This window comes from Mesorhizobium sp. M0491 (assembly GCF_040321265.1).
Taxonomy (GTDB): domain Bacteria; phylum Pseudomonadota; class Alphaproteobacteria; order Rhizobiales; family Rhizobiaceae; genus Mesorhizobium.
Genome location: NZ_JAMYRE010000037.1, coordinates 1 through 14,478 on the forward strand (window position 1 = coordinate 1; position 14,478 = coordinate 14,478).

At 62.3% G+C, this 14,478-nt stretch carries 11 protein-coding genes and 1 tRNA gene; 4 read left to right on the forward strand and 8 right to left on the reverse strand.

Going from position 1 to position 14,478, the window contains the following annotated elements; translation table 11 throughout:
• Positions 1–174: 174 nt before the first annotated feature.
• Together NKI69_RS31490 and NKI69_RS31495 are read right to left on the reverse strand one after the other, a co-directional pair.
• Positions 175–693: a disulfide bond formation protein B gene (locus NKI69_RS31490; protein ID WP_023811138.1), complete on the reverse strand. Its 519-nt coding sequence runs from the start codon at positions 691–693 to the stop codon at positions 175–177.
• Positions 694–727: 34 nt separating this feature from the next.
• On the reverse strand, positions 728–1,315 hold the full coding sequence (locus NKI69_RS31495) for a YqaA family protein (protein ID WP_023811139.1): 588 nt from the start codon (positions 1,313–1,315) through the stop codon (positions 728–730).
• A gap of 276 nt (positions 1,316–1,591) precedes the next feature.
• Between NKI69_RS31495 and NKI69_RS31500 the strand changes: the two genes are divergently transcribed.
• Positions 1,592–1,676: transfer RNA gene (locus tag NKI69_RS31500), tRNA-Leu, on the forward strand.
• Positions 1,677–1,717: 41 nt separating this feature from the next.
• Here NKI69_RS31500 and NKI69_RS31505 read toward each other — a convergent pair.
• From NKI69_RS31505 to NKI69_RS31515, 3 genes are all read right to left on the reverse strand, one after another.
• Positions 1,718–2,992, reverse strand: a complete 1,275-nt coding sequence (locus NKI69_RS31505) for a coiled-coil domain-containing protein (protein WP_352723265.1) — start codon at positions 2,990–2,992, stop codon at positions 1,718–1,720.
• A gap of 228 nt (positions 2,993–3,220) precedes the next feature.
• Positions 3,221–4,501: a GNAT family N-acetyltransferase gene (locus tag NKI69_RS31510; protein ID WP_352723267.1), complete on the reverse strand. Its 1,281-nt coding sequence runs from the start codon at positions 4,499–4,501 to the stop codon at positions 3,221–3,223.
• Entirely contained in the window at positions 4,501–5,901 is a 1,401-nt protein-coding gene (locus NKI69_RS31515; RefSeq protein WP_023811142.1) for a lipopolysaccharide biosynthesis protein, read from the reverse strand. Before NKI69_RS31515 ends, NKI69_RS31510 begins: the two co-directional genes overlap by 1 nt.
• 337 nt (positions 5,902–6,238) lie before the next feature.
• Between NKI69_RS31515 and NKI69_RS31520 the strand changes: the two genes are divergently transcribed.
• Positions 6,239–6,883 carry a hypothetical protein gene (locus NKI69_RS31520; RefSeq protein ID WP_023811143.1) on the forward strand — a complete coding sequence of 215 codons (645 nt, stop codon included), beginning with the start codon at positions 6,239–6,241 and terminating at the stop codon, positions 6,881–6,883.
• Complete coding sequence (locus tag NKI69_RS31525; RefSeq protein ID WP_023811144.1) at positions 6,873–8,057, forward strand: XRE family transcriptional regulator; 1,185 nt, start codon at positions 6,873–6,875, stop codon at positions 8,055–8,057. The genes NKI69_RS31520 and NKI69_RS31525 overlap by 11 nt, the downstream gene beginning before the upstream one ends.
• A 189-nt stretch (positions 8,058–8,246) precedes the next feature.
• Here NKI69_RS31525 and secA read toward each other — a convergent pair whose 3' ends face one another.
• A complete protein-coding gene (gene secA / locus NKI69_RS31530) occupies positions 8,247–10,979 on the reverse strand; it encodes a preprotein translocase subunit SecA (protein WP_023811145.1) in 2,733 nt (910 codons plus the stop codon).
• 269 nt (positions 10,980–11,248) lie between these two features.
• Between secA and NKI69_RS31535 the strand changes: the two genes are divergently transcribed.
• Entirely contained in the window at positions 11,249–12,166 is a 918-nt protein-coding gene (locus NKI69_RS31535) for a peptidylprolyl isomerase (RefSeq protein WP_023811146.1), read from the forward strand.
• 66 nt (positions 12,167–12,232) lie between these two features.
• Here NKI69_RS31535 and NKI69_RS31540 read toward each other — a convergent pair whose 3' ends face one another.
• Both NKI69_RS31540 and NKI69_RS31545 read right to left on the reverse strand, forming a co-directional pair.
• Entirely contained in the window at positions 12,233–12,832 is a 600-nt protein-coding gene (locus NKI69_RS31540) for a TetR/AcrR family transcriptional regulator (RefSeq protein ID WP_023811147.1), read from the reverse strand.
• A 298-nt stretch (positions 12,833–13,130) separates the two neighbouring features.
• On the reverse strand, positions 13,131–14,360 hold the full coding sequence (locus tag NKI69_RS31545; RefSeq protein ID WP_023811148.1) for a caspase family protein: 1,230 nt from the start codon (positions 14,358–14,360) through the stop codon (positions 13,131–13,133).
• Between the last annotated feature and the right edge of the window lie 118 nt (positions 14,361–14,478).

A 14,478-nucleotide genomic window follows, 5' to 3' on the forward strand; every position in this document is an offset into this window, starting at 1 on the left:
CCGCCCGGACCTTGGCTCAATCGCTCTAATCCCACGAAATCTCTCTCGTGTAGATACAAGGTGGCTCGGCGAAGCCGAGACGGAGTGGGGGTCGATCTTGCTCGGACGTCGAAAGTCGCGCCATCCGGCTCAGTCTGGCGAATTTTTGCTCGAACTCTGCGTCGCGCTGCTCAATCAGTCGCGGGTGAGGGCGCCGCGGAAGGCTACGGCGGCGAGGATCAGGCTGGCGATTGCGTTCCAGCCGGCCAGCGACAGGCCGAGGATGCGCAAGGCGGCCTTGTCACAGGACGGCGGCACGAATTTGTCGAGCGCGTCGAGCACGCCCTTGCCGCCGGTGTCGACCGGCCCGGCGCCTGCGGTACAATCGGTCGGGCCGGCCCACCACTGCCATTCGACGCCGGAGTGGTAGACGCCGAGATAGAGGCCGTAGAGCATCAGGATGCCGCCGGCGGCCAGCAGGCCGCGCGTCAGCCAGCTGGGTGCGTGCAGCATCGATGCAATCACCGCCAGCACCATCAGCGGCACGCCGATATAATAGGGCGTGCGCTGTTCGAGGCAGAGGTGGCAGGGGATGTAGCCGCCGAGATACTGGAAGCCGAGCGCCGAGCCGACGGTTGCGGCCATGGCGACGGCGAGGAACAAGGCGGTTAGCGTGCGCTGGCGTCCGGTGTCGGCATTCATGGTCGCTGTCATTTCAATCGGTCCGTCCGGCTCGCAATGGTTCTGTTCAGAACGCGTATTTGACCAGGATATAGAGCAAAATCAGGGCAGCCGCGCCGGCGCCGGCGATGAGGCCGAGGCGCTTTTCGATGAATTCGCGGATCGGTTCGCCATAATGGCGCAGCAGCCAGGCGAGCAGCAGGAAACGGCCACCGCGGGCCACGATCGCCAGCACCACGAACAACAGCAAATTGACGCCGATGACGCCGGACAGGATCGTCACCACCTTGATCGGCGGCAGGTGGGCAGCGCCCGACGTGATCAGCATCAGGACGATGAAGCCGACGCCTGCCCCCGCGCGCAGCGCTTCGAACTCGTCGTACTTGCCGTAGAATTCGAGGATCGGCCTCGCCACCGCGTCATAGGCGTAGTGGCCGATGAACCAGCCGGCGATGCCGCCCAGCACCGAGGCGACGGTGGCGATCAGCGCATAGCGGTAGGCGCGATCCGGCCGCGACAGCGCCATCGGCAGATAGAGCACGTCGGCCGGCACCAGGAACACCGAGCTCTCGACGAAAGCGATGAAGGCCAGCCACCATTCGGCGGATTTGCGGGCCGCCAGCGACAAGGTCCAGTCGTAAAGTCCGCGAAGCATCGGCACTCCTAATGCGTGTCGTTCAATTGCGCAGGCAGGTTGGGGTGTAACGGGATGCACAGAACAAAGACCCAGCGCACGCCATCCGTCCCCGCAGACGTGCCGCGCTTTGATGCGCCGCCTGTCTAGAAAGATTTTCCGCGCTGCACAATGGCAGCCCCGTCACGAAATCGAAAGGCGCAGATTGGTCGCATCTTGAGGGCACCGGAGAATTGGCCAGTTGACGAACAGCCCTCCGACCGTATAGTCCCGCGCCATCCAGGCCGCCCGGCCTGAGCCCCTATGGCGGAATTGGTAGACGCGCTCGACTCAAAATCGAGTTCCGCAAGGAGTGCTGGTTCGATTCCGGCTAGGGGCACCAACCTTCACTCTTCGAGCTTTGGGTGGCAAATCCCAACGCGATCAAGACGCCTTGCGCGTCGCGGTGGGATCGCCGTCATTGGCCGCGCCAAGCTCGCCAGCCGCCAGCAATTCGTCGAATGTCCGTTCGAGATCGGCATTGTCATCCGCTGCCGGTCCGCTGGGCGGATCCTGGCGTCTCAGCGTTTCCAGCCTGTGGTGAAGCTGGCGGTTCTCATCGCGGCAACGGGCATGCGCGAGCTCGTCGGTCATGTCGCGCAAGCGGAGATCGGCGAGTTGAACCTTCACCGCGCCATAGTCTCGGCGCGCCGCGTCGCGCTCCTGGCGCAACGTCGCAATCTCGGTTTCCGGGGTTTGGCGCCGATGCTCGGCCACGTCCTCGGCGCGCTGCCCCACGCTTGGCGTTGCGCGGACCACGCTTTGATCGGCGGCGCTGCGCTGGAGCGAGCGCAACCTCTTTTCAAGTTCGGCGGCCCGTACCTGCGCGGTGGCGGCGCAATCGCCGAGAACGCCGCGCTGATGCTCGACCGTGGACAGCCGCACCTGCAGGTCCTGCTGCACCAGCATCTGCGCAGACAGTTTGCCGGTCAGTCTTTCGTTGTGGAGCTGGTAATCCGCGACTTTGGAACGAAGCAGCATGGCGGCCTGTTGCAAGCTGGCGAGCCGCGATGCAACGTCCTCACGCGCCTGCTCGGCGGCTTGCCTGGCGATGATCTCGTCGCGAAGTTGCCCCGACACGCGCGCCAGGTTCCGGCCCAGACGCTCAACCTCGACATTCGCTTCGAGGAACCGCGTTGCCCGCTGGCCGGCATGCCTGTCCGCTTGCGCAATGGTCTGCCGTGCCTTGTTGAGTTGGACCTCCAGGTCGGCGATTGTCTTACTCGCGATCGATAGCTCGCGCGATTTTCGCCCAAGCTCTTTCGAGGTGCGATCCTGCAAGCGCTGCAGCTTCGCCACCTCTTCCTGCAATTCCCATTTGTCGGTATCGGGAGCGTCGGCATCGTGGTCAACCAAAGACCACGCCAAGTCGTCATCGGCACGTGGATCCAGCCTGTCGTTGGAAAAGAGCGAGGAGCCGCGCATGGCGCGGGCCTGGCTCGAGCCCGTCCGGGCCGAAGTCGAGCCGAGGGAGGCGGCCAGCGTGTCTGACTGGGCCAATCCGGTCACGGGCTCCTCTTCGAAGAGAGGCAAAGCTTGATGCGTTGCGGCTCGAATGCTTCGAATCAGTTCTTCGAAGTCTTCGTCGGCCCTTCGGACAACGGCGCTGTCCTCCGCACTGATGTGCCGGGCGCCGTTGGCCTCATGATTCAGCGACATTTCTCTCTCATCGCTACCGAATCACTAGATTATCGTGAATTAAGAACAAGAATGCGAGTAGATCTTATCGGCTTTCACCGAAAATTTCTGCGAGAAATCTCGTTTTTTTATAAGCAGAGATCAATATTCGCGTTTTCCTGCTGGCAACCGAAGTAAATTCCCGGTCACCCACCCCTCAAATATTGCAGCGAAGATGTGCCATTCTCTAGAACCGCACCCTGCCTTTTCTCAGCGCCGCCCCAGCAAGCTCTTCATGCGGTTGCGCAGCAGGCGGGCCATGTTGCGGGTTTCGCGGTAGAGGTGCAGTTGCGAGGCGGCCTGGCGGGTGAGGCGGTCGGCGTCCGGCGCCAGGCCGATCACCAGGGTGCCCATCGGCTTGCGCTCGGCCCATAGCCGGCTCATCACCGGATGGTCGGGCACCGCGCAGGAATCGGTCATCATGATGTTGGGATCGTCGAGATGCTGCCTGGTCACCTCGATCATCAGTAGCGTGCCGGGCGAATAGCTGGCCAGCGTCTCGTCATAGGCCGTCTTCCAGGTGTAGGCGATGCCGGCTTCGACGAAGACGATCAGGCAGGCGATGGTGCGGCCGTCGAGCGTCAGCGAATGGATGCGGCACATGTCCTGCTCGGCCAGCCGGTGCACGGCTTCGCGGGCGAAGGCGGCGCGGAACCGGTCGATCGCCATGGCGGTGCGTTCGCGGCCTTTCCAGCCGGCCGCTTCCAGCGACAGGAAGCCTTCGATGGCATGGCGGATGTCTTCGGGGCCGCGCGCCACGACATGCTCAAGCTTGCCAAGGTCGCCAAGGCGCCGCTTCAGGCGGCGGAACTCGCGATAATGGTGCGAGCGCAGCGAGGCCTTCAGATAATCGTCTCCATCGAGCTCGCTCTCCAGCGCCGGGCGCTGGCTCTGGCCGGTGGTGACCAGCGTCAGGCCGCGCGCCTCGGCCACGGTGGCAAGCAGGCTCGCCACCGGGCCATCGAGCCGGATGTCGGGCAGGACGAACACTTTCGGCAGCTTGAGATGCGGGCGCGACAGCATCGCGAAGAAGTCCGCGACGACGCCGACCGGGTAGTCGCGGTCGACCAGCGGCGTGCCGAGCGGACCGAACGGGCTCGACCATGTGCGCATGACCGGCACGCCGAGCGGCACCACCGGCCGCTCAACCGAGAACGGCACCAGAAGGCGCAGCCGGTTGCGGTATTCGTCGCCGTCGCGGATGACCGCCAGCCGCACCTCGCGATCCTCCAGCCGCGGCATGGCGGGCGCCAGGAAGCGCGGGTTGAAGAACACGTTGGGCTCGACCGTGCGGGCGCAGAGATAATCCAGCTCCTCCACGAGGTCGAACCCGGCCGATGCCGGGTAGATGGCGAGCTTGCGCTCGGGCCGGTTGTTGGCGAGGATCTCGATATGGGCGGGGTCGGCGTCGCGGGTCAGCCCGGCAAGGCCCGACACCATGGCTCCTGCGGTGCCGCCGCTGGTTTCCTCAAGCAACGGGATGGCAGCCATCACGCGGCTCCTTTCGCAGGCACGAAGATGAGCATGGCGATGCCGAGCTTGCGCCACACCGTGAAGGAGAGCGCGCCGGCTTCGAAGATCATGGCAAAGGCGGTGGCCATTGCCGCGCCCCACAGGCCGAACATCGGGATGAGCACCACATTGAGGGCGATGTTGAAGGCCAGCGTCATGGCATAGACGGCGGCGCAGATGTTCTGGTTGCCGCTCATCGTCAGCAGGCTTTCGCAGGGGCCGACGGCGGCCCGCGCCACGACGCCGAAGACGAGCAGGAACAGCAGCGGATAGCCTGATGTGAATTCAGGGCCGAACAGCACCAGCATCGGCTCGCCGAGCGCCAGCACCAGCAGCGCCATCAAGAGCGATGGCCAGAACGTCCACGACACCGTCTCGCGGGCAAAGGCGGCAAGCCTTTGCGGGTCGCCATGGGTGAACTGGGCGTAGCGCTGGGCAACGCCGGCCTTGACGGCGAAGTAGACGAAATGCACCAGCGCCAGCGTCTTCACGGTGGCGAAATAGATGGCGACGTCGTTGGGGTCCATATAGGCGCCGACCATCAGCACATCGGCATTGGTCAGCAGGAAGAAGAAGCTCTCGACCAGGAAGATCGGCAGCGAGACGATGAACCATTGCGCGAAATGCACCTTCATCGGCCCTGCCGGGATCTGCCTTTCCATGCGCTGGGTGACACCGATGAGTTGTCCCAGCGTGGTGGCGTAGGTGGCGGCGATCGAGGCGAAGATGGCGGTCCTGGCATCGGGTGCGTAGCCCACGAACAGCATCAGCGCCATGAACAGCAGGATAAGCACGGGCCGCACCAGATAGGTCGGCGACAGGGCAAACAACGCCCAGCTGTTGGCGCGTGCCAGGCCCGACAAAAGGTCGGACATGGCGATCATCGGCAGGCAGATGACGCCGAGGATGAACGGGATCACATAGTAGTTCTCGATCCAGGGTGCCGCCAGCCAGACGCCGAGCGCGCCGAGCCCGGCAATCAGCGTGGAGGCGATCAGCACGAACAGACGGCTGGCCAGTACGATGCCGCGCAGCTCATCCATCAAGCCGCGCTCGCGATATTCGGGAATGTAGCGGATGACGGAGGTGTGGAAGCCCAGGCAGGCGAGGTTTCCGACGATGACCATCGTCACCCAGACGAGGACGAAGATGCCATATTCGAACGAGCCCATCCAGCGTGCCATCAGCACCTGGCTGACGAAGGCGATGACGGCGCTGACGATGCGGACCGAGAAGGCGATGACAGACATGCGGCTCGCCTCGCCGCGCTCGTCGGCGGTGAACAGCACGGCATCGATGCGGCCAAGCAACGGCCCCATGCGCAGCGCCCAACGCTGCGGCAAGAACCGCCCGGCAGTCGTGGCCGCGGAAAAGCGCACCCCGATTTCCCTCCGTTTTCCGCTTCGTTTCAGGGTTCTGTGTAGCGGAGACACATTAAGAAACGGTTGGGTGGGGGGAGGGCATGCCGGGCGAAAAGCCAACGATTGGGTTTTCGTCCGACGAACAGAAGCGCAGGAGGTAGTGTCTCAGTTTTTGAATTTGGAATATGCGGAAGGTTCTAAGCGCGGAAGCGTGTCGCCAACATGACTCCTAAGCGGCGCACCGAGATCGCGAAGGAGGCTGCAAAGCGGTGCCAAAGCCGGTTGACAAAAACAGGGAATTTTCGTAATTGGTTGCGGGAGGGGAAATGCAACCAAATAGGAAAGATTCGGTCAGTTGGAACAAGCTGAAGCATTTCTTCTCGACCAGGTATCTCTGGTCAATCGCTCCTATATCCCGACAACGCTCAAGGCCGCTTACGAAGCAGCGGCGTTGGTGGTTAAGGATGAGCCAATCTTCAACGTCAACAGCGCTCTCGACAATCGCGGGCGCGTTATTCAATGGAGTATAGACCTCGCATTCGAGCGTTTGGTTCAAACGGGAAAGTGGCCGTTCGAGTACCGCTGGCGGAGCTTTGAGCATCCGACCGGACGCTATTTAGAAATCTTGCCGTCGCACTCAGTCTTGACCATAAGTCAGGTGGCCGACCACAGCGCTCAGCCCCGCGACGTCAGGTTCCGTGCGAACAAACGTGCGAGCGGTCAAGGTTGGTTGTCTGGACTTCCCAAGCTGCCGGAAAAAACGGAAACGTCGGGGCTTCCTCACCTATTGCTTTTGCATGGGCACAAGGAGCCGAATTTCGCTCATTTGGCAATGCCAAGGAGTGAGCACGAGACAGGTTTCTATTGCAAATCGGCAAACCTGATGCTGATGCCACATGCAGTTCAGGATGCCGGCCCGCCCGTCGAGGAAACGGACTTTGAAGCGGTTATGACTCTCAAGGAAGAAATCGATAAGTGGCGTAAGGATCATGCCGGATAACAAGGTACTTCAGTTTCCATCAGCCGTCCGCGCCAGTGGTGCAGGGCGGCTTTTGATTCCCTCGAAGCTTAGGGATGCCAGAAAGGTTGCGCGCCTGTCGCAAGGCGACCTTGGGGATCGTGTGGGTATTACTCGGCAGTCAATCTCGGCTTACGAGCGCGGGGATAAATTGCCGGAACCCGCGACGTTCCAGAAGATTGCGGACGTGCTCGGCCAGCCCGTTGCTTACTTTACCAATCCAGATGGACCTCTATTCGGCAATTCAACTACTCGCTTTTATCGCAAATCTGGGCCGGAGACTTTGCGCCGGAACGAAGCTTGCGCCGTTCTGGGGGATTGGTTTGTTCAGACTGCTCGCTATATCGACGACTTCGTGAATTACCCGGCAGTCGTATTGCCTGAGTGTGAACCAGCAAATGCTGGCACATACTCAATGGATGAGATCGACGACATTGCGCTTTCTCTTCGCCGCAGTTGGGGGCTCGGCGCTGGTCCGTTGTCTAATGTTTTGGCCCTGCTTGAGAGTAAGGGCATTGTGATATGTCGGTATGAAATGGAGGGAGAAAACGTCGAGGCGTTTTCATTTTGGAATGGCAATAGGCCCTTCGTTTTCATGGCATCCGAAAAGGAAGCTGGCGTTCGACTCCGCTATGACCTTGCGCATGAGCTTGGGCATCTTGTGCTGCATAGGTGGGTTGAGCAATCCGAGATCGAAGACAAGGCCCGTCTCAAGGTAATTGAGGCAGAGGCCAATCGTTTTGCCGGTGCCTTTCTCCTGCCAAAGACGTCTTTCCCGAACGAAATTTACACAACGCGCCTTGATGCATTCGTGCCGCTGAAAGAGCGATGGAAGGTATCTATCCAGGCGATGGTTTACAGGTGTCACGATCTTGAAATTATCGACAGCGACCAGGCCCTCAACCTCTACAAACAGATCTCATTCCGAAAGTGGCGCAAGAAAGAGCCATTGGATGACCCGCGCCGCATACCCCTTGAACAACCACGGCTTTTACGCCGTGCGGTCGAACTAATTCTTGATAGTAAACGCAAGCGCCAAGACGACATCGTCAACGAACTTCGCCTTAGCCCGGAATGGATTGAAACCTTTTGCAACCTTCCGCGTGGGATGCTGCAAACTGAGATCAGCAGCGAATTTGAACCTACCTTGAAATGATCCTTATGCTGACGCTAAGCGTATGTGTCCGCGCGAGACGGCTTTAGCGGGACAGCACCCCCCTCTGGCCTGCCGGCCATCTCCCCCTCAGGTGGGGAGATTGGCTAATCGCGAAGATTCGCGCCGCCCCTCATCCGCCCTTTGGGCACCTTCTCCCCGTATAGTGACGGGGAGAAGGGAAGCATTCCCTTACGCGAACGCCCCGTGGCAGTGCTTGTACTTCTTGCCGGAGCCACACGGGCAGGCCTCGTTGCGGCCGACCTTGCCCCAGGTAGCCTGGTTGTTGGGATCGCGGTCCTCGGGAGCGACGATGGCGGTTGTCTCCGGGCGGACCAGGAGGGCGGTCTCGCCGCCTTCGAAGTCGTTTTCGCCGGTTGTGCCGTCAATATGCGTGCCGAACATGTCGGGGGCTTCCGGGGGCGGTGCTTCAGCGGCCTGGCGGACCAGTTCGACGCGCATCAGCTGCGCGGTGACGGCCTGGCGCAGATTGCCGAGCATCGCCTGGAACAGCTCGAACGCCTCGCCCTTGTATTCCTGCAGCGGATCGCGCTGGGCGTAGCCGCGGAAGCCGACGACCGAACGCAGATGGTCGAGATTGACGATGTGCTCGCGCCACAGATGGTCGAGCGTCTGCAACACAACCGAGCGCTCGACATAGTTCATCACCTCGGGGCCAAAACGCTCGGCGCGCTCCTTGGCGGCGGCTTCGGCGGCCTGCGCGATGCGCTCGCGGATGTCGTCCTCGGCGATGCCCTCTTCCTTGGCCCAGTCTTCGACCGGCAGGTCGAGGTTCAGGAACTCGGCGATCTCGGCCTTCAGCCCGGCAACGTTCCACTGCTCGGCATAGGCATTTTCGGGAATGGCCTTGGCGACGATCTCGTCGATGACGCCTTCGCGCATCTCGGCGATCGTTTCGGACAGGCCTTCGCCGTCCATCAGTTCGATGCGCTGCTCGAACACCACCTTGCGCTGATCGTTGGAGACGTCGTCATATTTCAAAAGGTTCTTGCGGATGTCGAAGTTGCGCGCCTCGACCTTCTTCTGCGCCTTTTCCAGCGCCTTGTTGATCCACGGATGGATGATCGCCTCGTCTTCCTTGAGGCCGAGCTTCTGCAGCATGCCGTCCATGCGCTCGGAGCCGAAGATGCGCATCAGATCGTCCTGCAGCGACAGGAAGAATTTCGAGCGGCCGGGGTCGCCCTGACGACCGGAGCGGCCGCGCAACTGGTTGTCGATGCGGCGCGATTCGTGGCGTTCGGTAGCCAGCACGTAGAGGCCGCCGGCGGCCAGCGCCTTTTCCTTCAGCCGCTCGATGTCGGCAATGATTTCCTTTTCCCGCGCCTCGCGCTCGGGTCCGGCCGGCATGTCGCCGAGTTCTTCCTCGATGCGCATCTCGGCATTGCCGCCGAGCTTGATGTCGGTGCCGCGGCCGGCCATGTTGGTGGCGATGGTGATGGCGCCGGGCTTGCCGGCCTGGGCGACGATCGCCGCCTCGCGCTCGTGATGGCGGGCGTTCAGCACTTCAAAATCGGTAAAACCTTCCTTGCGCAGGCGCTCGGCCAGCTGCTCGGACTTTTCGATGGAAGTGGTGCCGACCAGCGTCGGCTGGCCCTTGGCGCTGGCTTCGCGGATCTCCCTGACGATCGCCTTGTATTTCTCCTCGACCGTCCGGTAGACCTCGTCGTCCTCGTCGATGCGCACGACCGGCAGATTGGTCGGGATCTCGGTGACTTCGAGACCGTAGATGTTGCCGAATTCCTCGGCCTCGGTCAGCGCCGTGCCGGTCATGCCGGAGAGCTTCTTGTAGAGGCGGAAGTAGTTCTGGAAGGTGACGGAGGCGAGCGTCTGGTTCTCCGGCTGGATCGCCACATGTTCCTTGGCTTCGAGCGCCTGGTGCAGGCCTTCCGAATAGCGGCGGCCCGGCATCATGCGGCCGGTGAACTCGTCGATGATGACGATCTCGCCGTTGCGCACGATATAGTCCTTGTCCTTCTGGAACAGCCGGTGCGCCTTCAGCGCGTTGTTGACGTGGTGGACGATGGCGACGTTCTCGACATCGTAGAGCGACTCGCCCTTGAGCAGGTCGGCGTCGCGCAAAAGGTTCTCGAGCTTCTCGGTGCCTTCCTCGGTGAAGATCGAGGTCTTCTGCTTCTCGTCGATCTCATAATCCTGCGGCTGCAGCTGGATGATGAAGGTGTCGATGGTGTTGTACATTTCCGAACGGTCCTCGAGCGGACCGGAAATGATCAGCGGCGTGCGCGCTTCGTCGACCAGGATGGAATCGACTTCGTCGACGATCGCGTAATTGTGACCGCGCTGCACCATCTGGGCGCGCTCGTATTTCATGTTGTCGCGCAGATAGTCGAAGCCGAGCTCGTTGTTGGTGGCATAGGTGACATCGGCGGCGTAGGCGGCGCTGCGCTCCTCGTCCGACAGGCCATGGACGATGACGCCGACCGAGAGGCCGAGGAACTTGTAGACGCGGCCCATCCATTCGGAGTCGCGGGTGGCCAGATAGTCGTTGACGGTGACGACGTGGACGCCGTTGCCGGCGAGCGCGTTGAGATAGACAGGCAGCGTCGCGACCAGGGTCTTGCCCTCGCCGGTGCGCATCTCGGCAATACCGCCATTGTGAAGCACCATGCCGCCGATCAGCTGGACATCGAAGGGGCGCATGCCGAGCACGCGGCGCGCTGCCTCGCGGGCGGTGGCGAAGGCCGGGATCAACAGGTCGTCGAGCGTGGCGCCGTTGGCGATGTCCTGGCGGAATTTCGCGGTGCGGCCGACCAACTCCTCGTCGGAAAGCGCTCGCATCTCGTTTTCCATGGCGTTGATTGCCTCGACACGCGGCCGGGTCGATTTGACCCGACGGTCGTTGGAGGAACCGAAAACCTTACGGGCGAGACCGCCGAGACTGACCATCCGATGGTCCTTTCGATAGAATTTCTCAATCTTGAGATGAGCGCCGGCCGGCCCCATCAATTCCACGTGAACACTGGCAAACACATTAGTGAACACTGGCAAACACAAAAAGCGCCCGGAAAACGGTTCTGGACGCAAAGTCGTTGGACAGATAAGAGGGGGCTCAACTGATGTCAACGCCGCGCTGGCCCTGCTGGCTGCGCCAAATTCCGCCACAATCTGGCCGATCTGGAAGCCACCCCTCTTTCAATCCCCACCGGAGTTACCCCATGTCCTTGTTGTTCCGCCGCGCGTCGCTCGCCAGCCTTGGCTTGGCAGTCGGCCTGTCGGCCCTTTCGCTCTCGCCGCTGATGGCGCAGCAAACCGCTCCCGCTCCGGCGGATGCAGCAGCGCCGGCCGCGGCACCGGTCGATCCGAACAAGGTTATCGCCACGGTCAACGGCCAGCCCCTGACCGAAGCAGATCTGGTGCTTGCCGAAGGGGAATTGTCGCAGCAGTTCGCGCAATTGCCGCCCGAGCAGCGCCGTGCCGCCGCCCTTTCGGCTGCCATCGAGATCCGCGTCATGGCCGCCGAGGCGGTCACCACAGGGCTCGACAAGGATCCCGACTTCCAGCGCCGCATGGCTTTCCTGCAGGAGCGCGCGCTGCATGGCGAGATGGTCGAGAAGGGCGTCGTCGACAAGGTCACCGACGCCGAGGTCCGCGCCCGTTACGACCAGGAAATCGCCAACACGCCGCCCACCAATGAGCTGCATGCCCGTCACATCCTCGTGAAGACCAAGGAAGAGGCCGAGGCCATCATCAAGCAGCTCGATGGCGGCGCCGACTTCCAGAAGCTCGCCAACGAGCACACCAGCGATCCCTCGGGCAAGACCAGCGGCGGCGATCTCGGCTGGTTCGGACCTGGCCAGATGGTGCCGGAGTTCGACAAGGCGGCCTCCGCGCTCGAGGTCGGCAAATACACCGAGCAGCCGGTGCAAACGCAGTTCGGCTGGCATGTCATCAAGCTCGAGGACAAGCGCACCAAGCAGCCGCCGGCCTTCGAGGACGTCAAGGACCAGGCCAAGCAGGCGGTCATCCGCGACAAGTATTTCGCACTGGTCAAGTCGCTGCGCGCCGGCGCCAAGATCGAGATCCCCGACGCGAACCTGAAGAAGACGGTCGATACGCTGGAAAGCGCTAAGTAAGACTGATAGCTCCTTGAAAAAGGGCGCGGCAGCCAGGGGTTGCCGCGCCCTTTCTCATTGCCATCTTTACGGGGCGGGCGCCGCTATGCCTCGCATCACGTAGTTGACCGCCTTGCCGATGGTCGCTTCGTCCTCGTCGAGCCGGTTGGTCAACAGATGTCTCCAGGCGAAGGAGGCGATCAGGTCGGCGACAACAGCTGAATCGACGCTGGCCGGGATTTCGCCCCTTGCCTTGGCGCGTTCGATGATCTGGCCGGTATGGGATCGTCGGCCCAGTGAGTAGTCGGCAAGGGCCGCGGCAGCGGCCTCGTCCGACTGTGCCTCGGCGATCAGCGACCGGAACACGCTTCCCGACGATGTCTCGCGCCAGTGGGCGAACAGGTTTTTGAGGAAGCCGACGAGATCCTCCTCCAGCCGCCCGGTATCGGGAACATCGACGCGCTTCTGGCGCTGATAGACCTCGAGCAGCAATGCCGCCTTGCTCGGCCACCAGCGATAGATGGTGGGTTTGCCGGCGCGGGCTCGCCGCGCCACCGCCTCGATCGAGAAACCGGCATAACCGGCTTCGACCAGCACGGCCTCGGCGGCTTCGAGAATGGCATCGGCGCTGTCGGGGTTGCGCCGCGCACCGATCGATCTGCGCGCCGGATCGGCGTCCTCGGCCATCTCTGTCTCCTCGCCAACACTATCGCCGGCAATATAGGCGACCCGACGCTCAAACGAAACGGCGCGTTTTCAAGCTTCAGGAACGGATGGTAGCGGCAGGGGTTAAGTTTATTCTCTGGAAGTCTACCGGCGTGTCGGTTGGCGAAGCTCCAAAGGCAAAAACCCGCCGGGCGGCGGGTCACTGGCGCAAATCAGCAGGCAAAAATGTAGCATAGCTGCCCTCACAGAGTCAAGAAAAAATTCCTATCGCTATGAGACGCTGCCGGCTTAAATTGCCCGGCTGGCCGTGGGATCACGCCTACTGCATCGCCTGCGATGTCTCGGATTCGATACGCCAGCCGCCGCCGGCCTTGACCAGCCCAAGCGTGACGCGCGCCTTGCCGGTCAGGCGTGCCGCCGACGTGTCCTTTGGAAGATAGTCGTAGCGCATCGCAAAGACTGCCTCGGCGCGATCTTCGCCCTGCGGAGCGACTTCCAGGCTGCCGGCCTCCATGCTTAGCGACCAGGAGGCCCACTGCGCGAACCAGTCGGCCTTGACCTTGACGATGGCGTCGGCGTCGTAGCGGGTTCCGAAGATGATGGCGGATGGGCCGTAGAGCCGTTTGACGGTCTCGCTCATCGCCCTGGTGTCCGGCGTCAGATAGTCCTGGCGCAGGAATTTCTCGATCGATCCCTTGTCGTCGCCGACAGAGCGTTCAAGTGCGGCGACTTCCGTCGAAGGCGCCGGCGCCGCGGCCGGCCTTTGTGGCTCTGCGGGTTGTCCGTCCGAGACGAATTCGAAGCGTTCGAGCAGCGATCCCTGCTCCCAGGGGCGCTGGGTTTCGCGGGTTTGCGAAACCACGTCGCGGCGCACCGCGATCATCATGTCGTTGATGCTCTGGCCGGGCTCGGCGATGTGGCGCAGCAGGGCGGCGGCGAAGGGCGAGTTGCGTCCGCTGCCGTCCATGGCGACAGCGCCAGGTGCCGTCGAGAAGGCGATGAACGAGCCGCGCGTCGAATCGAATTGCGCCAGCCCGGCCAGCGCCTTCGCCGAGCGCGTGGTGGCGGTGCGGCTGAGACTGCGGGCAAATGGATTGTTGCGGCAGGCATCGAGAAACACCAGGCTGACCTTGGTCTGCTGTTCCATGATGTCGAGGACTTCGTCGATCGGCACGGCCTCGAGCTGCAGCTTGACCGGTACGTCCAGCCTGGCGTCGACCGGCACGATGTAGTTGCGCCCGTCGACCTGCAGGCCGTGGCCGGCATAATAGAAAAGCCCGACGCCGGCGCCCTGGAGCGCATCGGAAAACGCGCCGATGCTGCGTTCGAGTTCACGCTTGCCGAGATCATTGCCCTCGATGACCTCGAAGCCGATCGAGCGCAGCTTGTCGGCGATGTCGAGGGCGTCGTTCACAGGATTGGCCAGCGTGCCGGCTTCGGCGTAAGTGCCGTTGCCGATGACAAGCGCCACGCGCCGTTGCGGCTGCGCATCCGCGCTCAGCAGCAAAAGTCCCAGAAATGCCCATGCAAGGATCGCAAGCCTGCCCATGGGGCAGATCATAACGCCATCGGCCCCGGCGACGCCATCGGATTTGAAATGCAGGCCTAACCACGAGCGGGTTCGAGCTCCCGGGCAAGAGCGACGAAAACGCCTTGCGCCCGCGCGG